The organism is Agrobacterium tumefaciens, from assembly GCA_025560025.1.
In the GTDB taxonomy this organism is placed as follows: Bacteria; Pseudomonadota; Alphaproteobacteria; order Rhizobiales; family Rhizobiaceae; genus Agrobacterium.
The window spans coordinates 129,339-155,949 of the sequence record CP048488.1 but is presented as its reverse complement, the minus strand read 5'-3'; the positions used below and the strand labels follow the sequence as shown (position 1 = coordinate 155,949).

Genomic DNA, 26,611 nt, shown 5'->3' with positions numbered 1-26,611 from the left:
TTGTTAGACTCCACTCTTTAATTTTCTCTCACTACACGGGCATTTCGGCAAGATTTCGACCAAACCGCGCACGACAGAAATGCAAACTAGATGTCTCCGTTTGATGACAAAGATTGCTGAGCATTGCTACAAACGTAATTCTACAACGTGCCATGCGGCATTTAGAAACATGGATCACAACTACTGCTGGTTAAGAAGATCGCCTATTGTCTCACCGCGCCGACGCGCATCGGCAGCGAGCCAGATTTCGCCCACCTCGTAAATGTCACCGTGGGCACGGAAGGGTACGATGACATCAACTGCGGTTGCGAGCATGTCAATCAGGGTGCGATCTTCCAAGCTAGCCCCCTGAGCGCTGCTTTTCACGAGCGAAAATAGCTTTTTGAAACCTTGGACGGGATTGGCACCATGTATTGTGGAAATCGATCCCGGATGCCCTGAGACGACTTCACTCAGATAAGCCCACGCGGCATCGTCGCGTATCTCGCCGAGCAGTATTCGGTCCGGTCGCATGCGCAGGCTAGCCTGTAGCAGGTGCTCAGCGGTCACTGCGCCCAGCCCAGCCCCATTCTTAGAATAAAGCAGCCTTACGTGGTTCTCGTGTGGAATGACGAGTTCGAGCGTATCTTCGATGGTAATCAGCCTTTCCTGCGGCGGGATAGCGTTGATCAAGGTCTTGCTCATCGTTGTCTTGCCACTCCCGGTGGGTCCGCAAAGCAGCATCGTCAACCGACCAACGACACATGCGTGCAGAAACGCCTCCAGATCCCCGTTGTCATAGTACCGAAGGATAGCTTCATCATGCTGATCATGCCGTTTTTTTCGTTCCTTCCACTGATTCCACCTCGGAGCATCGTAACGGGACGAGACTTCTTTGAGACTAGAAACACGGGAACTTGGCCGTCGAATCGTCAAGCTGACGGTGCCCGATGGTACCGTCGGCGGCAAACAGATCTGCAGCCGCTCGCCGTCTGGAAGTTCAGTTGCGCAAAGTGGGTTGCGTGGTCCAACGTCCTGTTTTCTCAGCGCGCCTGCTAAAATAGCGATATCTTCGAGATCGTCATAGGAGACAGGCAAAGGGAACTTGAGGAAGGCGCCGGCCTGGCGCACAAATGCCTCCCCAGGTCGATTTATCGCAACTTCTTCGGTCCGCGGGTCATCGAGCCATTCCAAAATCGGCTTGAGAAGGATTCGTAATTGCGGATCCACCTCCATTTGTATCGTATCTCCATCTGTAAGTGATAAGTTGAATTCGTTATGGACGGCGATCCCGCCCCCGCGCCGCGCGACCAGCCATACGAAGCTGGTATATGCCTGAGAAATCGAGATCCCGTGCGACAAAAATGGAGACCGTGTCGCCCTGATTCTTCTTCAGGGTTGGCGGTATGTTGATCGTGGCCTTGAGGGCTGTGTCTGCCGTTTGTTCACCGTTATTCTGGACGCTGTTGAAGCTCGTCCCTCCACCCGAGCTGCCAGCGTAGGTGCTCGCTGCCTGGAAGGCACCTTGGACGACACTCAAGAGCATGGCCCCGCTAAAGCGCTGCCAGAAGTGATTGTCGACGGTGCCCGGCAATCCCGAGCGACCGAGTTCGTCAGCGCTTGGTGACGCAAGCGAAATCATGGCATGGTCGGGTGTCTCCGCCCGATCCCAGAGCACAAAAACACGCGCATCTCCCTGTTGCAAACCGCGCTGGATCTCGCCAACAACGGTGGTGCCGCGATCAAGAAGCACAACGTTGTTCGTTGTTCCACGAACATCCCAGGGTAACACGCATTTTACATAGCCTGCCAGACTGGTGTCGATTGCCGTTTGCAAGATACATGGAATAATCGTCCCCTCCGTCACCATGAAGTCGGGATGAGGCAAGAGCGTAGCCCTGGTGGGCTGCAGCTCGGTGGGCTTCATGCGTATCGAGAGATCATTCTCGGCGGACACTTCGACCTTCGGCAAAGGACTGTCTTCCCCATTGCCTTCGCGTCTTCGGTCCGTTTCGCCTTGTTGAACGCGCTTGCTGGTCCCTTGATCACCACTGGTGTACGCAAAAATCGGTGTTTCTTCCGGCCGCGGCTCATGCCGTTCCGGCTCACTTCGTGCTGGCGGAGGAGCAGTCGGCTGAACAGCTTCCTGGGCAGCCGGAGGATCAAGTGTAACGTCAATCGGAGCCGGATGAAATGGCTTGGTGTTCGTGGCGATCATGGTTGACGGGGGTGCGTCCCCGTTTTCCTTCTTTTCACGCCCGCCAAGCCAAATGAGGCTAAGTGATAGCGCGAGAACTACACCTCCTACGATCAACTTTTGAGCCCCCGAAAGGCGCCGGTGATGTGTGTCGGAGACCAGGGACCCCGACGCATCGACATCATGCGCCGATTGCTGATTGTCGTCGTTCATCCTCTCACCTCCTTTAGGACGCGCTTCACATCGGGCCTCACAGTGCCCGTCTCCGGCCTGCGGCCGACGGGATCGTAGGCGGTATTCCAAATGCATAATACCGTGTGGCCATCCCTCAGACGCCAACCACGGGAAACCGAAGAAATCTCGACATAGCTCCCTTTGACTGAATAGTTAGCGACAGCTTCCTTTCCATCCGGATTTATCGTGTAGATGGAGGGTATGCGTACATTACCTGGGAAGTGAAATACCGTCGTAAATCCATCATCGAAGACTTCGAGCGGCAACAGCGAACGATCGCCCTGAGCGACATAGTGCCAATTCTTGTCCTCGGCACCAACGGTCGCGGCAGGCTGCTCCAATAAACCCTCTGCTCTCTGTTGATATTGCGCTTCCGCACGTATACGGTCTGCAACAGCCTTCTCTTGTGCCGCCTTCTGGCGAGCCGCTGCGTCATCGGCAGGGTAAGCGAATTGTACGCTATAGTAGAGATCGGCCTGCTCTTTATCGAGGTGCGGCAGCGTCTTGGAAGAGATGCTGAAAACGTAGCGTCGCATACCGGCGTCACTCGCAGTTAGCACGACCACTGGCTGGGGTGGGAGAACCTTGCTAGCCTTGAAGAAAAGATAATTTCCGCGCGGAAGGGCCGCGAGATCTTTGCTATTGGAAACGGCAACAGCTGTCACCGTTTCGTTAGCCCCGAAAGTAACAACCAAAGTGGCTCCAACCGCCGTTGAAAGGCGCACCACTTGATCGGGATTGTAAGCGAGATAACGCATGCGCGGATCAAGTCTGCCCGCCGTTGGCGTGTCTTCAGCCCTCGCGCCAATCGCCGCAAAAAGTAAACATGCCAGAGTGAGAAATGCTTTTTTCGTCATGGTTCGCTGTGGCCTGCGTTCGAAACGGTATCTTCCGATGTCTGGTAGGAGGTGACAACCAAGCCTCCCGGGTTGGTCAGTCTCAATCTGCCGGGCAAGCTGGTCACCTTTTCATAACGAACCGTAGCAGTCCAAGTGCTCGCCATCGGCATTTTGCCGTCAACGATGAGGGTTCGCTTATAGCGAATTTGCTGCACACCCGGAGTAACATCATTCGAAGCGATGTGTTCGACCTCTAGCCTGCCGTGTTTGCCGAGGATGACTTGAGGCGAAGTTGGATTGGGATAATTGAAGAATTGCTGATAATTTTGGCGCACCATTGGGGCGCTGAAGTTCGAGACCAGGTCATAGGCGTACTGGGCGGTATCGGCATCATAGCTCTCGCGCAGCCGAACATACTCCCACAGTGAGGCGTTAACGACGGCCTCCTCTTGAGTTGCAGGCAATCGGGAGACGGACACCTCGCTGTCAACGGTGCCATCCGGCCGTATCCAAAGATATACCGGCACAAGCCTGATCAGCGGCACCATGGTGGCAATTGTGAAGGCTTGCGCAACATTCCCCAAAACCGCGATGGTTGCGACAGCTGCAATGACCTTGGAGAGGCGCCGCGCTGATTTCGCACGCGCAGTTTGGAAAGCTTCCACTTCCTTGTAGTGCTCAGCCAGGGTTTCCCGCGCTACTAGCAAGGCGTATTCAGACCCCTTCATGGCGACCACCTACGTTGCTGAGCTGAAGATCTGACGGCGTAGGCTGCCATCGCCCCACATTCAGCGGGAATATTGGGCCTTTGCAGCTCGCCAATTTATCGTTTGTCTGGCAGCCGCCTAAAGCGAGAGCCAGGCACAGCAGGCAATATTTCATAGAGTTCTCCACCGACGTGAATTTTTTTGCGGGACCTAACGACGATCGACCTGAGCGAAGCGACGGTACAAGCTGTTGGCAGATTGGGTCGCGCCGCTCCAATAACTGCCTCCGATGTTGCCGGCGATTGCCGGCAAAGCGACAATGAGTGCGTCACCAGTCAGAAAGAACATGTCGAGTTCGTAAAGACCAATGATCTTGGCCGCGGTCGTACCGGCAAGGGTGATTACACCAAGCATAAGCGTGAGTGCAGTCGCTTCGGTTAGGATGACTATTGTCGCCACGAGGTTTAGCAGGAGAAGTAGGAGACCATAGGTGATAAGTTGCCCGATCCACTTTGCCGCGATGTCGCGCGTGCGATCAAAGATATATCCCGTGAGGATCAAAGGGCCGATCGCCAGAAGCACTTTCGTGAGAATTCCGACGGCGTCGTAGATTCCGAAGGCAGACCAGAGCGTGCCGTAAAAGACCCACTGAGCCCCCTGGAAAGCAAGGATATCCTGGTCATTCATCGGGCCGATTTCAGATGCAATTCTCTGAAATGCAGCTTGGGTTAGGGCGAACATTGTATCGAGCTGAGCGGGAATGGTCTGCAGAGGCAGGCCGCTGCCACTAAACTGCTGAATAAAGTTTGGAATCGTCTCTTCAAAGACTGAAACCACATAGTCGTGGTAGTTGGCCTGCCCGACGACGAGGGCAACAACGACGGTGACCGTGATCACCCGAGTGATACCGCCGCGCGTGTCGATTTCGCCACGCATGACCAGAATACCCTGAACGATAATCCAAAGAGTGACGCAGGCGACCAATGGCGCGCTCACCGCCTCTTGGATCGTCCCAAGCATTGTGTCCAGGCTTGTCGTAAAGGCTAGATCGAAGATCGTATGAATGGCCGTAAACGGCGCCGGGATCGTGAAATTCATCGTTTGGACCTGACCTTGACTGGCTTGTCGCAGAATGTCGGATACAATGAACTCGCATCCTGAAATGTGCAGATGGGCGGCACGAATAAGTCGCCCAGTCTCAGGGGACGGCCCCAAAGATGACCGCAGTCTTTTGATGCTCCTTACGTTGAGCGGCCGCCTCTTCCGCCTCATGAAGGCCAGCCTGCGCGGTGGTCATCGTTAACAAGCTGGTCGCCTGTACATTTTGAATCATTGCGTCATGGATCTGCTTGAGAAGCAAACCGTTGGTAACGGTTGCCTGCATGATATTGCGAGAGCGAGAAAGCTGTGTCGAGGTCTCGGCATTCGCTGTTAAGCGTTTGTCCATCGTCTCCAGGTTGTCAGCCGCAATGCCCGCGCTATTTGCGGAACCGGTGATCTGCGATCGCAACAGATCCGCTTCAGCGTCGCCACCAACTACGGCGCGATCTGTATCGGTGGTGATCGCACGTGCCGTGGTCGACATTGGCATTCGCGGCGAAAACATTTCCGTGTCCAAGTCCCTGGTCGAGGGATACTGATTTTTTTGGTTGAGCGAAGTTAGTAGGCCGGTGACGCCATAAGCCGAGGTTAACATCGCCACCATCGTTATGGTCTGTTCGAGATTTGCCGCAGTCTCGAGCGCCGTCGCCAGCGTCTCAGCTTCCGTCGCCGGATCGCTGACAACGAACTGCGCCCGCGCGGGTCCGACCGAAAGAAGGCTGACGGCCATGGCCGCAGCAACAAGTTGCATGATCTTCATAGTTCCCCACCTTTGATCAATCTTTTGCCTCGTGGTAACGAGCCATAAATTCGCTGAGCCAGGCTGATGGGTTGTCCCCCTGTACTTTGCGAAGCTGATCCGCGAAGCGCACCGTGTTGGCGCGCCCCGAAAGTACGGCGACATATTCGCGCATTTCCCGCAGATCGAATTCGCAGACGACGCTTCCGCTTTCTCGTTTAAGCAGAAACTTCCGGCTACCTACTGCCATGTCTTCACGGATCGCCTGAAATTCCTTTTCAGTACATTTCAGTCCATCGATGTAAGCCGATCGATCTGCCGTGGGTGAAGGATAGAAAATCTTCGTCATACATTGCGCGACGAGACTGGCGCCTAGCTGCGATTCCAGGACATGCTCAGGTTGCTGCGTTGCCAGTATCAGCATCCCATTGTTTTTGCGGACAGTAAGCAGGAACTTGTCGACGACCGCCGCAAATTTAGGATTTAGCAAATAGGCGCGAAACTCATCGCAACTCATCACAAACCGACGGCCGTCAACCATGGCTCCAATGCGGTGCAGAAGATATGCTGCGGCGGCAGCGCATACTTCCTCATATTCGAGAAGATGCGTCATGTCGAAACCAGTAATCGAAGGATCCAACTTTACTTCGTCGAGCTCGCCGTCGAACGCCCAGCCTAGTGCATTGCCACGGCACCAGCGTTGGAGTCTCGCTCCCGCCCCTTCGGCGGGTCCATGCAACAAAAATTCGCGTAACCCCGCGATTGAGCGCATGTGGGGATCAAACGAGAGCTGCCGATGGATACCCCGCACCAGACGGCGATTTTCCTCGGGGGATATTCCTCCACGGCCATCGCTCTCAATGAGCGCCACGATCCATTCGCGCAGAAAATCATGTGAAGCCGCTGTATTTTCCAGGCCACGCAATGGCGCCAATCCGCTCGGCGCTCCTCTACGGAGCGCCAAATATGTTCCCCCGGTGGCGCGAACCAGCAGCTCACTGCCGCGGTCCTTGTCGAAGAGGACAACCGCACCCGCGCGGTCGACCATGCTCTGCTCGAGCATCGCGAGGATAAAGGTCATGAGCGTCGTTTTACCCCTCCCGATGGGACCGAATATCGCGGTCATGCCGACATCGTGCTCGTGCGGGATGTAGTCGAAAGGGGTTCCACCATTGGTACGAAAGCGCGCAATCGCGTTGCCCCAGTGACCTGAGCCGGATCCCTCGGGAAAATTCTCGAATGAGACTAAACCAGCGAAGTTGCGCGATGTGATCGCTCCCGGACGCGTGCGCCACTTATAGTTGCCTGGCAGCTGCGACCAATAAGCCGCCTCCATGCCGATGCCCTCTTGGACAACAACAGCTCCCGCATCCGCCAATCGCGTCCGGGCGCGGGCACCTCTATCTGCAAGATTATTGAGATCATTTGCATATATGCAAAGACTCACATGATGCGCCCCCAATACGAATTCGTTGCTCGCTAGTGCGTCCTCCGCCTCGGATAACTTGCTGATTTGGGTGACGGCTTTGTCGCCAGAACTCAACATTTGGCTGGACTTGAGGCTGAGCTTCGAGTGGGCTTGCGAGCGAGTCAGAAACGAGAAGCTCTGCGTCAGAACAAGCGGAAAATCGAGAGACAGTAGCACGTTGAGCATACCCGGTCGCGTCGTTGCGGGGTATTCGCGAAACGAGTAAATAGATCCCACATAACTATCTTTTGGTGTTCGGATCTCGAGTCCCCGCTTGCCGCAAATAACTCGGTCGGTATAGATCGAGGCGCCGAGCGAACCGCTAACGACGGGAACCGGCGTGAATCGACCAGTCATTATCAGCCGCAGAGCTTCTCCAACCTCCGTAAAAAGCACATCTTGCTTCTCACGAATACCAAGACGACGCAGGCCGTACGCTTCGAGAGCGCCAGCGACAAGATGCCAGAGATCTTCCAGGTTCCTGGTTTGAGCTGTGAGATCGTTTTCTTTTTGTCTGTAGCGTTTGGTGAACCTTCTCCTCACTTTGCCAAGCGCGGCCCGGGGAGACACGATCAGCGTAAGGAAGTGGTCATTGCGAAGGAGTTTGCCGGAGAGAACGCGCTCCTCAAAAGCTTCGCTCAGACTGGCGGAAAAAGCGCTGCGGAAATGTCGCGCGGGTGACGGCGGCACATCGTCATGACGTACGAGGTGAGCATATATTGACACATGATCATCAGCGATATTGCGCAAGAGCGTATTAAATGCACGGCAACGTGCATTGCGCATTTCGGCATCTTCGAGTTCGAAGGCCATGCCACTTACGTGCGCCATCGTCATGATCGATCCATCTTCTAGAAGGACAATATGGTCGCTGACGTGCCCGACGTAGGGTAGATAGACCTCGCCAGACCTTTCGGTTGTGCCACTTGCTCCGAGCATTACGCCATTCCTCTCCCTCGCGCGGGAACCTTGATTGGATTTGGGCTAACGCTTGCGCCGCCCCAAATCAGACCATCAACGCTCCTTCCCGCCGTCTGCAAAAAAAGTAGAACGACGCTGGCCGCGTTATAGTCTCGTTCCACCACAAGCCGCGCTCCGAACCACAAGGGCACGAGAACGACTTCGTACAGCGGGTTCTGAACGATGACGATGACAAAGCCGGCAAACATCACGAGTAGCCCCGCCAACGTCAGCGGCACGCCAAGAAACAATGCGGGCCGTGTCGCCGCCAAGTAAAGGGTTGCTTCTTCCAGACGATCATTCATTAGCCACCTCCAGTCAGCGTTTTGCCCAGGAAGCTGGCTCCAAACATGATGACAATGCCGCCGACGACGCCGGCAACGAGACCGAGTGAAGCGCGACCGAACATCCAGGAGATTCCGATGGCCACGATGCCAAGAACAGCGAGTGACTGGCCGAACGGACCAAGGATAAACGTGCATATGTTGTTAACCATTGTGGCTGGGTCAGTGCCGCCACCTGCAGATTGGGCCGCGGCCGGCCCAGAGGAGAAAATGCTCCACCCCATTGCACCGACCACGCTCGGCGCATAGCCGGATACCATGCGCATCACCGCGTTCGAGAGCGAGAGGCGATTCAGATGTACACGGTATCTTTCAAAGCATCGCATTATTGCGGACCTCCTTGATTTAAGTCGAACAAGAGTTGATCGTCGTCTTCGGATTTGCGGTTGTCCTCGTCTGGCGGCGGAGGCGGACCGGATGACCCGCCAGCTCCGCCCTCCGGGGAACGACGCTTATATGCCCCCCAAACATCCCATGTTTCCTCGGATCCCGGCTTCTCACGATCATCTTTTGGACGCGCGGTTAACGGGGGGACGAGCTGTTGAGCGGCCGTTTCAACTTTTCGCACGTAGCCGTTCGCGAAGCCGTGCGTGAAATCACCGGTGTTATAGGCGGAGATTGCCCGACGAAGCGACAATTGCTCGTCGTCAGCCGTGTTGCCGCCAGCGTAGCGGCTCCCAAGCAAGTTTGCGGCGACAGATAATGACGTGCAAGGTTGAAGGGCTTCGTCAGGTGTCAGACCAAGCACGGAAAAATTCCGGGAATTGATCTGCATGAGCCCAACATCCAGCGAATGCCGTGCTTCGAGACGGTCCATCACGACTTGCGTTGCTTGAGCCTGGTTCTGCCAGTGAAGCGTTTCGCCGGTGGTATTGTCATGCACAGCAAGCGGATCAAAGCGACTTTCGACCTGAGCGATCGCTGCAAGCGTAGATGGAGCAACGGATGGAGCGCATTCGCGTGCAAAATTATTGAACTCAGCAAATGAAAGTGGGGCAGCACCGCTCGACGGGCACGTGGAGGCCAGTAAGATAATCGACAGCGGCCCTGTTGCCTTCAACATTCCCCATCTCCCCAAGCTCATAACCAACACAGCCACTTCGGTCGGAAGAAATGCTGTCATCTGATGTTCACGATTATCGGGAGGGTCGGTTACTCTAGGATTTTTGTTTTCTTCTTTTCGATTTCATTTGAAGCGAAAACGGCTTTCCATGCACTTAAGGGTGCGCCGACGAAAGATGGCTCTCTAAGACAACGGCGAGGATCTAGAATGCCGTCGAAGTGAAATTCCAGGGCGGAATGAACGGGGGATGGTTCCAATAAACTGTGGCACTTCGCAGGCTCCGATCAGGGTGTCGATCGCGCCATTTGCGTGGCGAGGGTATCCGCCTATGCCGACTATCCTATGTCCGAGCTCAGCGAACATATGTCTTGTTCTTCGAAGACGGTATCGAAGACCTCCAGCAGATAATCGCCAACCTTCGGGTCTCAGAAGACGCACCGCCACAACCGACTGCCCAAAGCGATTGCGAAAAACCATAGCTATAGGCGCGCCGAACAGACGTGCTGATTACCCTGGTCGAGTCTCCTGAAAAACATCCTCAACTCTAGGCTTTGATCTTGGTACGAATCGCGTAGGCCATCGTCCTGGAGGATATAGGTTTGGGCAGAAAAAGCGCGGACGTCATGTCATCGCTGGAAAGTGACATTTTAAGATCACTTCCTCCAATGATGATGGACGCCGTCTTGAAGGCTGCGTGCAAAGCAGTAGCACTCTGATTCTCGGGAAGAGACGATTGGTCAACTAGAACCAGATCGGCTTGCTTGCCTTTTGATATCCAATTGCAAAGGTCTGCACATGTCTTAAAGCCCACCGGCTCATAGCCCAGAGCGGCGATCTTGTCTTCGTACACCTCCCGCAAGACAGGATCTGGCTCAATCAATGCCACAATTTCTCCGTTGCCACGCGGTGTTTTACAGGGCCCAAAAAACGCGTCCGGGCTGACGGGCTTCTTCGAGGAAGGAGGTAGATAAATGTCGAAGCGCGTCCCTCGCCCTACGGCTGAAGTAACGTCAATATATCCTGCAAGCGCGCTGACATGACCGTGCACGGCAGCAAGACCTAGACCCGTGCCGCCGCTGCAAGAGCGTGTTGTAAAGAAAGGCTCAAAAATGTGGGGGAGCACAGTTTCGGCAATGCCTTCACCGTCGTCGCTGACAGAAAGAAGAACATAGTCGCCAGCTGGCATAACACCATGCGCCAGTACTTTCTGTCGAGATACAAAAATTCGGCTAACGATGATGTCGATTTGACCATCGGCGGTAAACGCCTGGGAAGCGTTCTTGCAAAGATTCATCAGCATCTGCTGAACCTCTAGCGGGCTTCCTTCGACTACGCTCTTCTTGTCGTCAAACTTGAACTTCAGCTCGATGTTGCGCTGCAATGCAACACGCAATAAGGGAGCAATTTCCATTACGAGTTCGGAGACACTGAACGGCTTTGTCACGCGTTCTAGTTTTCGACTTAGAGTCAAGATCTGATCGATAATGAGCCTGGCTCTGTCACCCGACGAAATAATTTGGTCAATGTGTCTTCGGGTGACAGATGACCGACGCAGCATGTTTTGCGCCATTTCAGCGTACCCGAGGATTGCTCCCAAAATGTTGTTGAACTCATGCGCTATTCCACCAGCAAGTGTACCAACTGCCTGAAGACGTTCCGCATGCTCTAATCGCCTCTCCAGAATATCGCATTCGGTCTGCTTACGCCGAACATCGATATAGTGGCAGAGGCAGGCGGTGGCGAGTTCAAGAAGCTGAACTTCGCCTGGACAAGATTTCAGACGATAGCCCTGGTAACCGAGGGAACAAATCGCTATCAGTTGATCCGTAGATTTGTGTGCCAGCAGCATAGAAACGCCCGGAGTCTCCGGAGGAAGGCAGCTGACCTTTCGCGTCGACATGATGCGGAATACTGACGCACGCTCATCCGCTCTGGCAAGAGAAACCATCTCGCGTAGCGCGAGGTCCTCCCAGACGGGCTCAGGCAGCTTCGCAGCGAAACTTTCGACAGCCCACCTGTCACCATGGTCCACCAATGCTAGTGCACACGATTCCGCATTAAAGAAGCGTTGAATAATTCCAAGCGCAGCTTGCGCGGACGAATTGAGAGACGACGCTGTGGCCCCTCCCCCCTCGAAACAAACCCCAATCTCTTTGATTACCTCTTCGTAATCCAAACGCCGCGTTAACCAAGCCGTTTTCCGACGCAGCCTATAGACCAGTGAGATGATGTAGATGCAAAGGCCCACCGAAACGGAACCCAAGAAGATCCGTGCCCGCTGCTCCCTCACGCTTTGCAAGCTATAGGCCTCCAAACACTTGCGCTCCAATCTTTCGGCAATTTCAGCGGTGTCGGAGGTCTGAATCATGTTTACGGCATCGTTCACACGGGGCAAAATCGACAAGATGACGCGACCCTCGCGTGCAAGTATACGGATAGGAACTTCAGCCCCACCGCTAGCTTTTTGGAGCATGTCGAGTTCGTGACTGATCTCCAACGAGAGTGCTGGGCTTGGCTGACGCACAAACTGCAGCATCAGGCTGCCCAATTCGTCCGAATTTTCGACCGTCTGATCCGTCGACGACATTTTGGGAAGAATACTAAGCGCGCGAGTGAAGCTGGCAAGCGAATCTTGCAGGAGCACGTTTTGCGCTCCGAAGGCTGCAACGGCCGCGTCGGTCGTATCCACAGACACCTTTAGCTTGTCGAGCAGTTGAGAGAAATCATTGCCGATCACAAGATGAGATTGTTTAAATAGTCGCTTCAAATTTTCCAGGTTCTTCCGCAAAGCTCCCAACCTGGAGATAATGGGCCGGTAGTTCGCCACCACACCCGCTTCCGCGCGGAGTACATCCCGCTGCAGCGAAGCACTGTCGATGTTAATAGCTCGCAATTGGGTCAGGATCGCCCGATTGGTTTCATTGTCCTGCCAAGACGTAATCGCCATCAAGGCAAAAATCATTGCAGCAACTACCAAGGCCAGGATAGACCAAGGCTTGGCGCCTGTCTTGAAATCTTGCCGAGACGGTGAATACCTTCCATTCATCCGCACTTACGTCCTCGTACCAGCGCTCAGTCCCACCCCGGTGGCCCTTAGGCCGCACAGTAGGGTTTGTAAATGGGTTGAAGCAACAAACGTCGACTCAGTGTGTTTCAAATGAAACACAGCCTCGGCATTCCAATGGATGTTTCCGGTTGCCGAGGTATTCTTTGACTCCGCGCGGTGGCTGGTAGGATCGATATGGTCGGGATGTCGCCGTTTGCACCGAGAAAAATGAAATCGTCGACATTAACAATATGGCTGATCATGCGTCGACAGGGCAAGTTGCTATGCTATGCGCAGCGAGAACTGCCGTGGCGGCTGCCGCGGACACTAGCGGATATTAGGTCTGTGTTCGTACCACCTTAGAGGCTGTCGGCTTCGAAACGAAGCCAGGACGTCAGCGGCATATGAGACCCAACCGGCTTTTTCGTGTGCATATCCGTTAAATATTCTTCAGCGGCATTTTTCGTTTCAGGTGACCAAGCAAAGCTGCAACACGAACTGTCAGGTGCTGACGGAGCATACCGCGCGGCCGATGTGGCTTCCCTACTCAAATCGCCTATCCGCTTTTCGACGTTGCGTTAACGGGGTCCGCTGCATTCACCATAAGCAGGTGTCGGGGCCAAACTCCTCAATTGTTCAGGAGGACAACGGGATGGAAACTCTCATGGCCGAATGAGCCGGCAACGTCAAAAATGTACGATTACAAATGTAGCGCGATATTAGTTCAGCAGATTGCGTAAAGCTGGTAAAAATCATGCAGTAAAACATCATAATCCGAATTGAAAAATCTGGTTTGGAACAGATGGGATATCCCATTAAATTTATATGAGGCGCACATGATACTCCATCTCATCTACGGACCGACTTGCAGCGGCAAAACGGACATGGCGATCCAAATCGCACAAGAAACCGGGTGGCCGGTGGTTGCCCTTGATCGTGTGCAATGCTGTCCTCAAATCGCGACAGGTAGCGGAAGACCTTTGGAATCGGAATTGCAATCAACGCGGAGAATATATTTGGATTCCCGCCCCCTCACCGAGGGCATCCTTGACGCTGAGAGTGCCCATCGTCGACTCATATTCGAAGTGGATTGGCGGAAGTCCGAAGACGGTCTTATTCTCGAGGGCGGGTCGATTTCGCTTCTCAATTGCATGGCTAAAAGTCCGTTTTGGAGATCGGGTTTTCAATGGCATGTCAAGCGGCTACGTCTTGGGGATTCGGACGCCTTTCTCACCCGAGCCAAGCAACGCGTTGCGGAAATGTTTGCCATCCGGGAAGATCGCCCCTCGTTGTTGGAGGAGTTGGCGGAACTCTGGAACTACCCTGCCGCTCGACCGATTTTGGAAGATATCGACGGATATCGCTGCGCAATTCGTTTTGCGCGCAAACACGATCTCGCAATCAGCCAGTTGCCAAATATTGATGCAGGGCGGCACGTAGAGCTCATAGAGGCCATAGCTAATGAATATCTTGAACATGCGCTCTCGCAGGAGCGCGATTTTCCTCAGTGGCCAGAAGATGGCGCAGGACAGCCTGTTTGCCCGGTCACGCTGACGCGAATTCGGTGATTCGCCGCTTCATCATTTGACCTGCGTGTTGGATGGCCATCGGCGGCGCAGCATCGGTCGGCGTCACCTCCAAGCGCGACATGCGGCGCGCCAAAGCTATTCGCACATCTTATTTGAGTAAGTGATTTCTTTCGAAGCACCTCGGCCGGCGCTCGGTCCTCGAGGGATTTGGCCGCTTCCGAGTTCCAGCAGTTGCAGATTTCGATTAGCCGGCGTCGGTCAGGCTTCAAAGTCGACTTCCATCAAAGTCATTTTGGTTACACGTCGACATTGCATCTCAGCAAGACGAGTGGCTGTGCCGACTGATATCGACCGATTGCCATTACGTACAGCAGGCTTATTCGGTTACATTTGAAACCAATCTTTGGTCTCCTGTAATCATTATACTGCTGATGGACTGCACATATCGTCGGTAAGCTTACATAAGGAGTACGATGACATGGGGCACCAAAAGAAATCAGACAAGCGCCTGGGCTACTCGCATCTGCGATTGGCAACTATCGACGGCGTATCCCTGCCTGATCTACAACTATCGCCCGACCGGCAGCAGCGCCCAACTTCGACGAAGAGGTCCTTTTTCGAGCAACTGCTCTTGGATTTTGCGTTCGGTTGCGAACTATTTTATCCGATCCAGCTATACGAGCATCTTGCAACGCGCGAGGGGGAAGACCAAGAGCGCTGACTCGCAAGTGAGAATAACGATTCGATAGATTTGGGAGAAATCCAACCAGCCGCCGCGCTCCTGGTTTGAAACCCAAGTCCATTGGATTTCCAAGTGCCACGATGAAAATTGTCGCCACGCTGGACGAAAACCAACGTGGTATCTCACTCGTCAACACCTGCAAATTCCAACTATAGGTCGGCGAGTGGACGGAGGATATCATGGACAACATCAATGCGACGCAAGCAAAGAACGGCTCGGGCACCTAGGCTTCAACAGGTGCGAACCTGCGCGGCAGGAACATCAAAAGATGGTGAGAAAGTCAATCGGGAACCTGACCGGTATACGGTGCGCCCAAGGCGCAGGCCAGATCTTGCTGCCGGTATCATATATGCTGACAACGCGCGCTCGCCTCCCAAAATCAACGCAATTTGACCGCAGGGTTCGCCCATCAAATTTGCTCCACAAAGGATTTCATTCTCCGTGTCATTATGCCCTTCGAAATGCTTTCGCATCGCCGCACTTGCAGCGGCCTCCATCGTGCTGGGCACCCAGATCGCAATTGCGCAAGAACCGTCTATAGGGTCTCAGTGGTTGAACACGCCGGCATCTCGAGTGGAAGCGCTTGCGGTTCTCCAGACCTTGAATGCCAATCTCCTGAGTAACGCCAGTGCTACGTTGACCCTTGACCGCTGGTGCGCCGGGCACAAGCTCGCACCGGAAGGTTCCAAGATCCTAGCTCAGCGTGTGCGCGGGCAAGCCAAGCCGGCCGATGATCACATCCGTGAACTACTGACCGTCGGACCCGACGAGCCGATCGCTTATCGCCGCGTTCGCCTGGTCTGCGGCGACCGCGTCTTGTCCGAGGCCGACAATTGGTATGTGCCGGCAAGATTAACGGCCGAGATGAATCAGGCATTGAATACCAGCGATATCGCGTTTGGCAGAGCCGTTCTGGCTCTCAATTTCACACGCACCAATCTATCTGCCAAGTTACTCTGGTCTCCTCTATCAGAAGGCTGGGACATGGACGGCTTGATTGCGTCTGGAAGGGGATCTCCTACCCTGCCGCCATTCCTGCTCGAACATCGTGCTGTGCTGAAACTTCCTGACGGCACGCCGTTTAGTACCTTGGTAGAAAGTTACACAAGCAAAGTATTAGACTTTCCGGTTCCACGCTCGCTTGCTCAGTAGTGTTTTGCGACAGCTACCGGATTCACTGCTCGAAAGAGAACGGATCGATACGAGTCATCCAGATCGCTTTTCAAGCTCAGGAGCTCGCTATAAAGGCGTGCTGCACAGGATCGGTTCGTCGTAACCGTGTTGAACAGCTGGCTGAAAACATCTTTGAGCGGGGCTGGCCATTCTGCCGCGCTCGCCCCTCGCATCATTCATGAACGGGCTGTCTTGGACGGCTGGCACTCATGTTCCCACGATACGTCAATAGGTCCCCAGTCGGATTGCAGAAACTGTTCGCGCCGCTATCGGCCAGCGGCTCCATCTCCTTACAAGAAACGCGAACGCAATTAGCAACGAAGAGGAACCCTATTTTTACAATGGCAGGTTGGTGCATCTGATATTGTTTGATCTAAAGCTAGATGAGGTCGGTTGTGCGTCGCGGACCGGTGCCTTCGCTGAAAGCAGCAAGGTGTGGAACTGGTGCTGCGTGATCTTAGAGCAATAGCGTTACCCGGCATGCAGCGGACGACGCGCTGCGCCTTAACTGCTTGTTTTTCTTCCCGTCCTAGAAATGCGGAGGCAACACGGATAGTTGTGGTTATCGGGAAAAACGATCAGGTTCAAAAACCTTTATGGAATGGGCGATTAATCGGGCCGAGGAGATTGTGTCGGCCAGGGACTGGATTTGCTGCGCTCGACATCCGAAGGTCATCGATGGAGCACCGATTATTGTACCATGCGCCTGACTAGTGCGATTATTGAAGCGCTGATCGAAGCTCGCAATTTTGAGCAGGCGCCGTTCGAAAACGTTCAAAAGAACTGATGGCCAGCCGCCAAGCGCAGCTTGTGCTCTATTTAGCCAAACTAATTGAGGGTCGGGGGATCTATTGAATATTAGCCCTGTCACCAAAGGTTAAGTTGGTGACAGGGCGTATCGCTGACACGGGGTGGCGATAGTGTCAACGACCAGGGCAAAATGCCAATACCCCAAAAGAAGTCCGATGAACATCCGCTCTGATCGCAAGGTTCATGCGAAATATGCGACCTGCTATCCAAGAAACCTTGGCGTCCGGATCATGAGTACAACCTTGGCGACATTTTTTGCGCATTTAAACCGGACGTTCGGTGCTCAAGCGCTTAGCTTCCTCGGTCCGAAACGCATTGGGCCGGTCAGTACTCACTTGCCTATCCATTTCCAAAGGAGGTTGGCATTGACCCCATGTTCGAGCGCAAGTCTCGATACCGATGCCCCCGGCTCAAGGCAGGCTGCGACAAGCCGCTCCTTCGATACCGGATCAAAACGACGTCGCCCGTTCCGGCCTATAAGCCTCACACGCAGTTTCTGATCATCTTCCATGATTTGGCGTCCACCTCATTTTAGGTGGACACCAAATGCCTCAGCTCATTCAACGGAAAAAGGTGCGGGGTATTGCGCGCTTACCCTAAACCGCACCCGCACTTGGCGACTTGCGAGCTGAAAAATTCGTGAGATTATCTGCCGTTTCCAATGGATTGCCGAATGGCAAGTGCGTCGCGAATTCGGCGAGCAATTCAGGCGGAAAATGAGTTTTTCGTTCGGCATTGCATCCAACGCCGAGAGAGCCTTGTGGGATGCCAGTCTGCTGCTTTTCTCCCTTCGTAGATCAGCCTCCAATATGGCTCCGGCTCTACCACTTGGGCCTGGTCGGCCGAACCGCTTTCACGATACATTTGCGATCGCACCCTCGTCGAGGCAGGGATTCGTTGAAGGATGCGGAAAGAAACCTCATGAATTGAGCTTTCATTGCTATCACCCGCAATTATGCCGCTAAGATGAAGGCCTGCAGCTCATCTTTGCCCCAGGCTCCTCCCTTGGCGATGCCTGCCCGAAGGCCTCGGTCATCGACCAACATGGTCGACTCTCAATCGCGAAATTCCCGAAGGAGACCAACGACTACAGCATGGAGAGCTGGGAAGAGATCGCGCTGCGGCTGGCCGGCCAGGCAGGTATCGCCACTCCTCGGCACGAGTTGATCGACCTCGCCGGCAAGGCCGTCATGTTGTCGCGACGCTTCGATCGCGAGGGGCGATCCGCACCCCGTTCCTGTCGACGATGGCGACGATGGGCGGCGAGCGCGGCAGCTCTCCGGAGATCGTCGATGCCCTTGCTAAACACGGCGCCCAAGGTAAGACGGACGCCCATGTCCTCTATCGGCGTGTCGTCTTCCATGTGCTGATTTCCAATGTCGACGATCACCTGCGCAATCACGGTTTCCTGTGACTGGGAAAGGCGGACTGGTCGCTCTCGCCGGCATACGACCTCAAACCCGTTCCGACCGATCTGAAGGCTCGGGAGCTGACGGCGAACATCCATCTCGACGAGGGCACCTGCTCGCTCGATCTGCTGGAAGCCGCGTCGGAGTTTTTCGCGCTCTCACGCTGCCGCAGGCCCGCGCGATAATCAAAGAGGTCGCGACCATGACCGCAACCTGGCGCGATACCGCCAAGGCGATCGGCGCCCGCTCAGCCAAGATCAATCGCATGGCCAGCGCCTTTATTTTAAAACGAGCGCTTGCGCTATGACGAGTACCTTTTTCATACTCGAACCACCATCTGCAAATTGCCTCGCCGGGCAGATTAAGCCAACTCTGATTGGCGTCACACAGGAGTCAGAGATCACTATGGAGCGAAGAAACTCAACCCGTGACTGATCGCGCACTTGTAGGCCAAGCTGGTACCTTTTCTCTCGTAGCTTGGCATGTTGAATACGACCATAGTCAGTTCGGCGTCACCGTCCAACCGGATTTGGTAGCGAAGAAACTGAAGAATAGGCTTACCGTCACGATCAATCGTAAAGTGCTGATCCGCAAAAGCGAGGGTGCCGTCAGAAGTGATTCTATACCCATCTATGCGAATGCCTCCGCGCGTCTTCGTCGGCGGTGTATCGTCGGTCCCCGGAGTACACAAACTTAAATCGACCATAACGTCCACTGGCTTGCCGGTAGTCAGTGCAAGCGCAATCTCGGGAAAGGTTGCTAGTACATGACTATCATTGGCAGCGTTTGCAGCCGTAGCCAAAAGTATCCCAAACAGGGTGGGTAGCATAAGTTTCATAGGTGATCCTATTTAGATTGACTAAAAGAAGGTAAGCCATTCCGATACTATGGAATTGCTGTTACGTTGAGCTTTGAGATGAGGAGTCAGTCGCCTAGCAAGCCCTGCCTTGCAGTCGCCCCGTCTGCTTGATGAGAAGCAATCTCTCAGCGCGGACGATGATTCCACTAGGATGGCGTTTTCGGCATCTCCATGTTTCTGTTTGGTATGAAGTGTTGAGGGCGGCGGATTCCCCTGAAGCTCCGAGCGCCATGAGGCGATCCACGCGCTCATTCGCACGCGCTCCGGTGCTTCGAGACATTGCAGTTCACGGACAGCAAAACGCAACCCCGGAGGCGGGCCGCGCCGTTGCACTATCGCCACTTTGAGAATTTTCAGGCCCCGTATTCGCCTGTTTATTTCCGCGCATGGACAAGGCTCCGAAACCGTCCTCTTTTCCAAAGGCTGCACTCAGGGAAGATCGGCTCAATTGATATCCCTTTGCATTTTTTAGTTCAGTGCAGTCGACGTTGCATCACCGTGTTGCACCAGATCGCAACCAGAGGGGTGGGGCCGGATAGGTAATGCTTTCCAACCTAGGCGTTTTAGGCCGCAGCGTGAAACCGGAAAAACCGCTGCGTCTACCATCCCTATCACGTCCGGTTGACACGGCCCCTTCAGACGAACGTAGGGTCGGACGTTTTCAGAAGGATTTCAGAAACGCCGGCGAAAGCTTCATTTGAAACAAATGGGGCCGTACATTCGAGACCTGATGTCCCTTCAGAATTTGCGAGGGAAGTGATACGGGATCAAACAGCATTCGCGTCATGGGGCGGTTCAACTAAAGACGTCCCCAAAAGTCCCGTCAGCGGCAAGACGATGCGATGTGTCAACTTACAACAGCGCGGTGGATCCAGGAAATTATCGCGATAGTCCAGAGCGACTTCTGTCACGTGAAGAAGCGTCTAGCTCGGCTCGCGTACGGTTGTAGACCTCATTGATATTTTTCTCAAAGCTTTCGTTCGTCGTTAGGAGTCCCACTGCATTTGGACCGCCTCTTGCTAACGACGCACTATATCTCTCAATTGTCTCAATTACTGTGTCTACAGCTCTGACCTCAGGCCCCGCCGCGTCCCTATATCGTCTAGGATTTGCGTCCATGGTTTTTTGAACCTCGAAATCGGCTATGGCTCGGCCAAACAGGGGAGACAGCCGCGGACGGCTGCTCCTCTCTTGTTGTATGCGAGCCAGTTGATCCGCATTTAGGTACTTTTCGCCTTGGACCAGCACGTCGACCGCAGGGCATTTCTGGCCCATATTCCAGGTCAAAGGGGGTTCTAGCCGCAAAATTTCGATAGAGCGTTCGATAAGTCGCGTCTTGTTTGCTTCACCAAGATCATTCAAGTGTTTTATGACACTAAGAATTGCGTCGCACTGAGCAGATTCAGGCAAATTGAGTATATTGGTGACAAATCTCGATTTTCCCGCTTCAGACTGGAACTTAAGAATTGGGCCAACGGCTCGCGTTCTGGCCGTCGGAGAGGGTCGGTTCGTCTCCCACTCAGGTAATTGATTTCCGGGAATGACCGTATCGAACACGGTTTTGGCGGAGGCGCCAATTCGTTTCATTCGCGCGTGATATTTTCCGACGGGATCACTTGTAACGGCTTCACGACCTGCACGCCCTGTACGTTCCAGGCTTCCAAGATTTCGTGCCGTTTCTATCGGGTCCTGGGTAGGAATATAAGTTGCCACCTTAGCCAAAAGCTCGGGAGGCATATCCCTATTTGTCGATGTAGAATGGACTTCCGTACGGGACGCTTCGGATTCATCACTTAAGCTTCGTTGGCTGGGCTCCATCGTGCATGCTCCTTCTTTCTCTCAATCGGTCGGAACCTACTGTGATAAAGAGAGAGCCTCAATTTTTATTGTATTACTTTTGCAATTAACAACCTGTGATTCAATTGACCTGGTGAAAATGCACGATGTTGAAGTAGTCATTTTCCGAAACCAAAGCTTGAGTAGTGTCTTAGCGCCGTAGATGGTCACCCTCACGTTTAAGCGCCAAGCGATTCCGATTGCCACAGGCGGAATGATATAAGAAAATAGCTTATGGTCGATCTTATAGAGTAATATTAATCAGACTATAGCATGATTTTTCTCCTAACGCACATGCTGCAGGCTGACTGATTATAAAGAGAATCTTTACATTTCGATTCTCGAATAAGATACCGAACCACGTCGAAACGGTCGCATTCCTGGGGGCAGAACAAGATTAGTGCGAAATCGTACGCTCTCATGAGCGATTTAGGTTTTCCGGGCGCATTTAAACTACCCCGTTTTCGCGAGGTCAGTCAATTGATGCAGCCTGTGCACGGTGCTGGAGATGGCGATCCGAACCGATGGTTATCATACTCTCATCCGCGGATTTTCACCGCCTGACCATATTCGATGCGGGCTTGCCTCTCTCTAAGGACGGATATCTATCCCAACGTAAGTCGAGGGTTCCCTGTTCTTTGGCCGTCATCTCCAGCATGCTGCACAGGCAGAAAGGTGCGGTACGTCTCGGGCTATGCTGGGATCGGCACGTGCCGGGCAATATCCCAGATAAAGCCAGCAAGTTCGCGCGCAATAGCGGTCAGAACACGAGGTTGTGGTTTCCCGGTTTTTGAAAGGTCCCGGTACCGCTTGCACAATCGCGTCTGCGCTTTCCAGCCAATATCTTTAATCTCTTGAGGCTGATGCTGACTGCGCTTCAAAAAAGGATGTCTTTCTCGAGGTGGGTGTCGATACGACAACTAGCTTCAACCATCATGGTTCGGGCCAGGGCATTACCTGTCTTTGTAATGCGCCCCCGTCTGACTGTGCTGCCGCTGGAATGCTCACTTGGCACCAGCCCCAACCAGGCCATGAGCTGGCGTGGATTGTCGAAGCGGTTGATGTCGCCGATCTCTGCGGCCAGTGTCGCAGCGATGATCGTGTTGACGCCGTGCAATGATCGCAGGGCATCGACCAGTGCACCAAAACGCCAATCCTTTACAGCATCTTTAATGGCCTGATCCAACGTGGCGATGCGCTCTTCGATCTGGCGGATGGTTCGCTTCAGTTCCTCAAAAGCCAGTTGCTGATGTGGAAAGCGGAATTTGCGCAGCTCATTGACCCAGCGCCAATGGATTTTGGTCCAGTAAGTAGGTCGATTGTAGCGAAGGCCATGCCGCAGCAGAAAGCTCTGGAGCTGCTGTTTTGCAATCTTCAGCGCATCCAGGGACTGTTTGCGGGTTCGGATCAGATCCCGCATAGCTTCCTGTTCTTCATCCGGTGTCCAGACCGGGGTCAATTCGCCTGCTCGCCACAGCCGCGCCAGCATTTCCGCATCGCGTCGATCGGTTTTGATCCGGTCGCCTGCACGACGAGGGATCATGGCCGGAGAGACGACAGCACAATCAAATCCAAGCTTCGTGAGCAAGCGATGCAGACCGTATCCGCATGGGCCTGCTTCATAGCAGAAGATGGGTTGGGTGTTTGCGGCAACAAGCCGCTTGGTGAGACCTAGAACACTATCTGCAGTATTTTCAATCACACCGTGAAATCGGATCTCTCGATTCCGACCGTCGTCAGCAATGGCGACAGCTATCGTGTCAGCATGAACGTCGAGGCCTACATAAACTATTTTCTCCATGGCTTTTCCCTTCGAAACCAATATTGGCTCAGCAAGGAAAACCTAGCGGCTTTACCGCCAAAAATCGCTCATCTGGTCTAACCGAATTCGTGCATATTTCCCGTAGTTTGCGGCCTGTGCTGAATAAGAAGTTTTAGGGTGAAATGCTATTTAAGACTCAGTTTTGGGAACGGATATCCATCTCGATCATCACTTTCCCGGCCAAACGTACGATTTCGCACTAATCTTGTTCTGATCCCTTTCTACGGCTTAATGCCAAGCGACAGTGGTTACGATTATATAAGCGTAACCGGTAGACTAATCGGTCCGCGGAAGCCGAAGCCGCGCCATTGCACCGCGTCCGGGTTAGTCAGCGTCATGTTCGGAAAACGTTCAAACAGCGTAGGCAACATGATCGCCCCGACGGTTTGACGCGAGATTTGCGCACCGGCACAGTGATGCGGCCCCGAGCCGAAGGACTGGTGCGCATTATTCTGGCGGAAGACATTGAAGCGCTCTCCGTCGTCAAAGACATCTTCATCACGATTGGCAGAGGCTTGGATGGTCATCACGGTATCGCCCTTCGGGACAAGAAAACCGCGAATTTCCGTGTCCTCCAGGACGAGGCGCGAACTCGCCTGGATCGGAGCAACCCAGCGCACGCCCTCCTCGAAGACTTGCCCCCAGCACTGCTGCCTCTTAACCTCCTCGAACTGCTCCGGATTGGTCAGCAATCCATAGATGATCGTGCCAAGAGCGTCGCGAGGCTCGTTGATGCCTCCGCCGACGGCGATTTTGATGTTGGCGTAAATCTGGCTCATGGGTATGGGATCAGACGCGGTCACCATGATCGCGAAAGCCGAGGGGTTCGGTTCCGCCCGGTGCTTTTCGACCAAGTTGTCGAAGAGCCGGTTCATCTCCGCATTGGCTTCGTTTGCCCGCTCGAAAGGCTCAGGCCGCCATCCGAAGTTGCCCGCCCCTTCAATTAGCCGCTGCGACCAACGTATCATTTCTGCGTCGGATGCTTCGCTAATTCCAAGGATATGAGCCAGGATACGGGCAGCCACTGGGCCGCAGATCTCCGCGAACAGATCTACTGTGCTGCCGCGGGAAAGGCGATCAAGATACTCGTTTACAATGTCCCGATAGATCGCCGCCCAATGCTCCGCGGTCGTTTTGGGAGCAAAGGCCTTAGCCATGGCCATTCTTTCGCGGGCGTGTTCCGCGCCGTCCTTGCGCATTAGAGTATGGGCCTGGAAGGCCGGCTTCATTGGCGTGTTGGGGTCATCCGAACTGAAGCGCCTGGGCTGATCCTTCACCATCTTCGTATCGGAGGCCTTGGTCAGAAACGTTCGCATCACTGAGGCGACCCGCACCACCGGGGTCTGCGCGCGCATTCGGCGATAAATCGGATAGGGATCAAGTGTAAGGTCGTCGATTGTGGTTACGCGATCCACTGGTGCCAATTGCATTGGGAGTTCTCCCGGTTCATTTAATCCTGGCTGTGATACTCAACCTCATCTCCGTCAACCGAACGGAACGGTGACCTCACCGATCGACGCCCAGATTGACTGTCATCCCCGTGGCGCGCCGTGCACCCCCGTGACCTATCATCCGTGGCCAGTCGCCTGTCACCCTAAGGCTCGGCGCGCGGCGCAGAAGTGTTCTAAGTCCTTCTTGCAATTCAATCCGCGCCAGAGCTTCGCCGAGGCACCGATGCACACCCGCGCCAAATCCGAGGTGCCTGCGCATTTGTTTGCGTTTTATGTCAAAAAGCTGAGGATGCTCGTAGTGTCTCTCGTCCCGCAGGCCGGACATGATGCTTAGGGCTAGGAAACTTCCCTTTGGCAATACGTACCCATCCAGATCAATATCTTCGAGCGCCAACCGCGGGAAAGACCCAACTGATGGCTCGAAGCGAAGCCCTTCCTCCACTGCGGCCGCGACGCCGGATTGATCGTGGCATAGAGAGGACCAGACAACAGGATTTTGCAGCAAAAGAGTCGGCAGCATCACCATCGCGTTACGAGTTGCATCGCTTCCGGCGAGTATGAGAAACACCAATTGCATGATCTCCTCGATGGGTGAAAGCGTTCCTTCTTCCCGCACCGCTTTCAAGTAGCAAGAGAGGAAGTCATCGCTTATACGTCGGCTGCGATCCGCTACCACTGCCCGGACATAATCCTGGAGCTCGACGGCAGAAGCCTCAATCTCCGGAAAATCGTCTTCTCCCCACGAAGGACTTAAGCAGCGCGAAACGTTGTAAACAAGTCGTGTGAAGAAAGGTGCATCCCCAAATGGCAAACCAAGTACACTGGCAATCGTTAGCGCAGGCAATTTCGACGCGTACATTTCAGCAAAGTCAAAATCGTCAACTCTCGGTACATCGTCCCACAAATGCTCCGTTAACTTCGTGATCTCCGGGCGTAGCGCGTCGATCATCCGGAATGCAAAGGTCTTCGCAAAGGCTGAGCGCCGTTTCACATGGACCTCGCCGTTTGAAAAGAGCATGCTGTAGCGGATTAAGTCGAAAACGGCGCCGCGGGTTACGCCTCGATTTAACATGAGTTCTGTTTCTATTTGCCTCGTACGAGGATCGGTGCCCAGCAGAAAGATATCATCCGCGCGGAGAACCAAAAAGACGCCGTCCTCCCTCCGAAGGAACGGGCGCTTAGGTCGCCATTCAGCAAAAATTTCATGGCCTTCAGAATCAAGCCTGCTTACAGGAACAGCATCAGGATCGAGCTCTTTTGGCTGCGTGGCGTTTTGAAACTGCTGGTCGGTCCCAGAAATGCTGCTCGTGATCATTTTTACATACTTTCATCGAAGTCGATACCAGAATCGACGTAAACCGTATGGGAATTCAAAGCCTTAGCTTCAATAATAAGCCTTCGGTTTAACGTAGCAACAAAAGATATGTCGACAAATTTGAATCTCGTTTCATCTGTAATATGGTCGAAATTATATTTCCGGCTTTGGTGCTTGAGGCGCTCGTCGCACAGGCCGCAGGCTACCGTCGACCAACTTTGTCCGTCGCGGAATTGGTGGAAAGCTGTAGGGATTGCGCCTAAGTTTGCCGCAAAGGCATTGTCCATTTTAAGCACAAAAGTTAGATGTGCGAATTCCACTCTGAACCCGGCCGCCATTCCAATCATTGACCGGCCACCGTTCCGATCTGAAGCCGGCCACCATTCCTATCAATAACCGGTCAGTTTCCGGCACTCAAGTTCCCCTGGGTCAGCAACATTGGCATGTGTCCCCTCGATATCCACGAGGGGAATTTAATGCCTGCAAAAAGAAAGCTGACCATGCGACACATACGACAAATGCTGCGGCTTGCGGGTAGCGGAACGAGTAGCCGCGAGATCGCTGTAATGCTTGGCATTGCTCGCAGCACCGTGCAGGACAACTTGAAGCGGGCTGCGATGGCAGGGCTGAGTTGGGCCCTCGCCAGCGGCCTGACAGACGATGTTCTCGAGGCCAAGCTCTTCGTTCACCCCGGCGTCAAGCGGAGCCAGCGACTGCGCCAAGAGCCCGACTGGGGACCGCTTTCAATCGAGCTGAAGAAGCCAGGCGTGACGCTGCTGATTCTTTGGGAGGAATACCGCAGCGCCCATCCGGATGGGTATGGATATAGCCGTTTTTGCGAGCTGTTCCGCGGCTTTGAGAAGCGCCTGTCACCGACGATGCGCCAGGAACACATCGCCGGCGACAAAGTCTTCGTTGATTATTCCGGCAAGAAGGTGCCGATTGTCGATCGCAAGACCGGTGAGATCCGCGAGGCGGAACTGTTCCT

20 protein-coding genes and 4 pseudogenes are annotated in these 26,611 nt (G+C 54.0%); 5 read left to right on the top strand and 19 right to left on the bottom strand.

From position 1 onward, the window contains the following. Nucleotides 1-180: 180 nt before the first annotated feature. The 12 genes from virB11 to virA all read right to left on the bottom strand — a co-directional run bounded on the left by virB11 (nucleotide 181) and on the right by virA (nucleotide 12,677). Nucleotides 181-1,221, bottom strand: a complete 1,041-nt coding sequence (virB11, locus tag FY152_26240; protein ID UXS35727.1) for a P-type DNA transfer ATPase VirB11 — start codon at nucleotides 1,219-1,221, stop codon at nucleotides 181-183. A 34-nt stretch (nucleotides 1,222-1,255) separates the two neighbouring features. Then, nucleotides 1,256-2,389, bottom strand: coding sequence for a type IV secretion system protein VirB10 (gene virB10 / locus FY152_26235; GenBank protein UXS35647.1), 1,134 nt, complete (start codon nucleotides 2,387-2,389; stop codon nucleotides 1,256-1,258). Then, entirely contained in the window at nucleotides 2,386-3,267 is an 882-nt protein-coding gene (gene virB9 / locus FY152_26230) for a P-type conjugative transfer protein VirB9 (protein ID UXS35646.1), read from the bottom strand. The genes virB10 and virB9 overlap by 4 nt, the downstream gene beginning before the upstream one ends. Beyond that, nucleotides 3,264-3,977 (bottom strand): type IV secretion system protein VirB8, encoded by a 714-nt coding sequence (locus FY152_26225; protein UXS35645.1) that lies wholly within the window; start codon nucleotides 3,975-3,977, stop codon nucleotides 3,264-3,266. The genes virB9 and FY152_26225 overlap by 4 nt, the downstream gene beginning before the upstream one ends. Then, nucleotides 3,964-4,131, bottom strand: a complete 168-nt coding sequence (locus FY152_26220; GenBank protein ID UXS35644.1) for a type IV secretion system lipoprotein VirB7 — start codon at nucleotides 4,129-4,131, stop codon at nucleotides 3,964-3,966. Before FY152_26220 ends, FY152_26225 begins: the two co-directional genes overlap by 14 nt. Before the next feature lie 35 nt (nucleotides 4,132-4,166). Next, the gene (locus FY152_26215; GenBank protein UXS35643.1) at nucleotides 4,167-5,054 is read right to left on the bottom strand and encodes a type IV secretion system protein; all 888 of its coding nucleotides are present in this window, start codon (nucleotides 5,052-5,054) and stop codon (nucleotides 4,167-4,169) included. 100 nt (nucleotides 5,055-5,154) lie between these two features. Beyond that, a complete protein-coding gene (locus tag FY152_26210; GenBank protein ID UXS35642.1) occupies nucleotides 5,155-5,817 on the bottom strand; it encodes a pilin minor subunit VirB5 in 663 nt (220 codons plus the stop codon). Nucleotides 5,818-5,833: 16 nt separating this feature from the next. After that, complete coding sequence (virB4, locus tag FY152_26205) at nucleotides 5,834-8,203, bottom strand: type IV secretion/conjugal transfer ATPase VirB4 (GenBank protein ID UXS35641.1); 2,370 nt, start codon at nucleotides 8,201-8,203, stop codon at nucleotides 5,834-5,836. Beyond that, nucleotides 8,203-8,529, bottom strand: a complete 327-nt coding sequence (locus FY152_26200) for a type IV secretion system protein VirB3 (protein UXS35640.1) — start codon at nucleotides 8,527-8,529, stop codon at nucleotides 8,203-8,205. Before FY152_26200 ends, virB4 begins: the two co-directional genes overlap by 1 nt. Beyond that, nucleotides 8,529-8,894: a pilin major subunit VirB2 gene (locus tag FY152_26195; GenBank protein UXS35639.1), complete on the bottom strand. Its 366-nt coding sequence runs from the start codon at nucleotides 8,892-8,894 to the stop codon at nucleotides 8,529-8,531. The genes FY152_26200 and FY152_26195 overlap by 1 nt, the downstream gene beginning before the upstream one ends. Next, complete coding sequence (locus tag FY152_26190) at nucleotides 8,894-9,631, bottom strand: type IV secretion system lytic transglycosylase VirB1 (protein UXS35638.1); 738 nt, start codon at nucleotides 9,629-9,631, stop codon at nucleotides 8,894-8,896. Before FY152_26190 ends, FY152_26195 begins: the two co-directional genes overlap by 1 nt. Before the next feature lie 544 nt (nucleotides 9,632-10,175). Next, entirely contained in the window at nucleotides 10,176-12,677 is a 2,502-nt protein-coding gene (gene virA / locus FY152_26185; GenBank protein ID UXS35637.1) for a two-component system sensor kinase VirA, read from the bottom strand. An 836-nt stretch (nucleotides 12,678-13,513) separates the two neighbouring features. Here virA and FY152_26180 point away from each other — a divergent pair. From FY152_26180 to FY152_26170, 3 genes are all read left to right on the top strand, one after another. Further along, complete coding sequence (locus tag FY152_26180; GenBank protein ID UXS35636.1) at nucleotides 13,514-14,245, top strand: (dimethylallyl)adenosine tRNA methylthiotransferase; 732 nt, start codon at nucleotides 13,514-13,516, stop codon at nucleotides 14,243-14,245. 439 nt (nucleotides 14,246-14,684) lie between these two features. After that, nucleotides 14,685-14,927: a hypothetical protein gene (locus tag FY152_26175; GenBank protein UXS35635.1), complete on the top strand. Its 243-nt coding sequence runs from the start codon at nucleotides 14,685-14,687 to the stop codon at nucleotides 14,925-14,927. Nucleotides 14,928-15,389: 462 nt separating this feature from the next. Then, entirely contained in the window at nucleotides 15,390-16,100 is a 711-nt protein-coding gene (locus tag FY152_26170) for a hypothetical protein (protein UXS35634.1), read from the top strand. A 1,171-nt stretch (nucleotides 16,101-17,271) separates the two neighbouring features. On the opposite strand, the pseudogene FY152_26165 reads toward FY152_26170, so the two are convergent. Beyond that, nucleotides 17,272-17,445 (bottom strand): annotated as a pseudogene (locus FY152_26165) (transposase). A 580-nt stretch (nucleotides 17,446-18,025) separates the two neighbouring features. On the opposite strand from FY152_26165, the pseudogene FY152_26160 reads away from it, so the two are divergent. Together FY152_26160 and FY152_26155 are read left to right on the top strand one after the other, a co-directional pair. Next, nucleotides 18,026-18,345: pseudogene (locus FY152_26160) on the top strand (HipA domain-containing protein). Further along, a pseudogene (locus tag FY152_26155) lies at nucleotides 18,346-18,647 on the top strand (HipA domain-containing protein). A gap of 96 nt (nucleotides 18,648-18,743) precedes the next feature. On the opposite strand, the gene FY152_26150 reads toward FY152_26155, so the two are convergent. The 6 genes and pseudogenes from FY152_26150 to FY152_26125 all read right to left on the bottom strand — a co-directional run bounded on the left by FY152_26150 (nucleotide 18,744) and on the right by FY152_26125 (nucleotide 25,970). Continuing rightward, nucleotides 18,744-19,178 (bottom strand): hypothetical protein, encoded by a 435-nt coding sequence (locus FY152_26150; GenBank protein ID UXS35633.1) that lies wholly within the window; start codon nucleotides 19,176-19,178, stop codon nucleotides 18,744-18,746. A 900-nt stretch (nucleotides 19,179-20,078) separates the two neighbouring features. After that, nucleotides 20,079-21,017 (bottom strand): hypothetical protein, encoded by a 939-nt coding sequence (locus FY152_26145; GenBank protein ID UXS35632.1) that lies wholly within the window; start codon nucleotides 21,015-21,017, stop codon nucleotides 20,079-20,081. A gap of 710 nt (nucleotides 21,018-21,727) precedes the next feature. Continuing rightward, a pseudogene (locus FY152_26140) lies at nucleotides 21,728-22,836 on the bottom strand (IS110 family transposase). A gap of 275 nt (nucleotides 22,837-23,111) precedes the next feature. Continuing rightward, nucleotides 23,112-24,287 carry a cytochrome P450 gene (locus tag FY152_26135; protein ID UXS35631.1) on the bottom strand — a complete coding sequence of 392 codons (1,176 nt, stop codon included), beginning with the start codon at nucleotides 24,285-24,287 and terminating at the stop codon, nucleotides 23,112-23,114. Nucleotides 24,288-24,363: 76 nt separating this feature from the next. Beyond that, complete coding sequence (locus FY152_26130) at nucleotides 24,364-25,623, bottom strand: cytochrome P450 (GenBank protein UXS35630.1); 1,260 nt, start codon at nucleotides 25,621-25,623, stop codon at nucleotides 24,364-24,366. Between the two features lie 2 nt (nucleotides 25,624-25,625). Further along, the gene (locus tag FY152_26125; protein UXS35629.1) at nucleotides 25,626-25,970 is read right to left on the bottom strand and encodes a hypothetical protein; all 345 of its coding nucleotides are present in this window, start codon (nucleotides 25,968-25,970) and stop codon (nucleotides 25,626-25,628) included. Nucleotides 25,971-26,611: the final 641 nt, after the last annotated feature.

Bases quoted from the DNA above. Each gene is read 5' to 3' on its own strand.
- FY152_26180 (UXS35636.1), top strand. From the start codon at position 13,514: ATGATACTCCATCTCATCTACGGACCGACTTGCAGCGGCAAAACGGAC.
- FY152_26130 (UXS35630.1), bottom strand. From the start codon at position 25,623: ATGATCACGAGCAGCATTTCTGGGACCGACCAGCAGTTTCAAAACGCC.
- virB9 (UXS35646.1), bottom strand. From the start codon at position 3,267: ATGACGAAAAAAGCATTTCTCACTCTGGCATGTTTACTTTTTGCGGCG.
- FY152_26195 (UXS35639.1), bottom strand. From the start codon at position 8,894: ATGCGATGCTTTGAAAGATACCGTGTACATCTGAATCGCCTCTCGCTC.
- FY152_26135 (UXS35631.1), bottom strand. From the start codon at position 24,287: ATGCAATTGGCACCAGTGGATCGCGTAACCACAATCGACGACCTTACA.
- FY152_26200 (UXS35640.1), bottom strand. From the start codon at position 8,529: ATGAATGATCGTCTGGAAGAAGCAACCCTTTACTTGGCGGCGACACGG.
- FY152_26220 (UXS35644.1), bottom strand. From the start codon at position 4,131: ATGAAATATTGCCTGCTGTGCCTGGCTCTCGCTTTAGGCGGCTGCCAG.
- FY152_26215 (UXS35643.1), bottom strand. From the start codon at position 5,054: ATGAATTTCACGATCCCGGCGCCGTTTACGGCCATTCATACGATCTTC.
- FY152_26210 (UXS35642.1), bottom strand. From the start codon at position 5,817: ATGAAGATCATGCAACTTGTTGCTGCGGCCATGGCCGTCAGCCTTCTT.
- FY152_26225 (UXS35645.1), bottom strand. From the start codon at position 3,977: ATGAAGGGGTCTGAATACGCCTTGCTAGTAGCGCGGGAAACCCTGGCT.
- FY152_26145 (UXS35632.1), bottom strand. From the start codon at position 21,017: ATGGAGCCCAGCCAACGAAGCTTAAGTGATGAATCCGAAGCGTCCCGT.
- virB10 (UXS35647.1), bottom strand. From the start codon at position 2,389: ATGAACGACGACAATCAGCAATCGGCGCATGATGTCGATGCGTCGGGG.
- FY152_26150 (UXS35633.1), bottom strand. From the start codon at position 19,178: ATGAAACTTATGCTACCCACCCTGTTTGGGATACTTTTGGCTACGGCT.
- FY152_26125 (UXS35629.1), bottom strand. From the start codon at position 25,970: ATGATTGGAATGGCGGCCGGGTTCAGAGTGGAATTCGCACATCTAACT.
- FY152_26190 (UXS35638.1), bottom strand. From the start codon at position 9,631: ATGTTGAAGGCAACAGGGCCGCTGTCGATTATCTTACTGGCCTCCACG.
- virB4 (UXS35641.1), bottom strand. From the start codon at position 8,203: ATGCTCGGAGCAAGTGGCACAACCGAAAGGTCTGGCGAGGTCTATCTA.
- virA (UXS35637.1), bottom strand. From the start codon at position 12,677: ATGAATGGAAGGTATTCACCGTCTCGGCAAGATTTCAAGACAGGCGCC.
- FY152_26175 (UXS35635.1), top strand. From the start codon at position 14,685: ATGGGGCACCAAAAGAAATCAGACAAGCGCCTGGGCTACTCGCATCTG.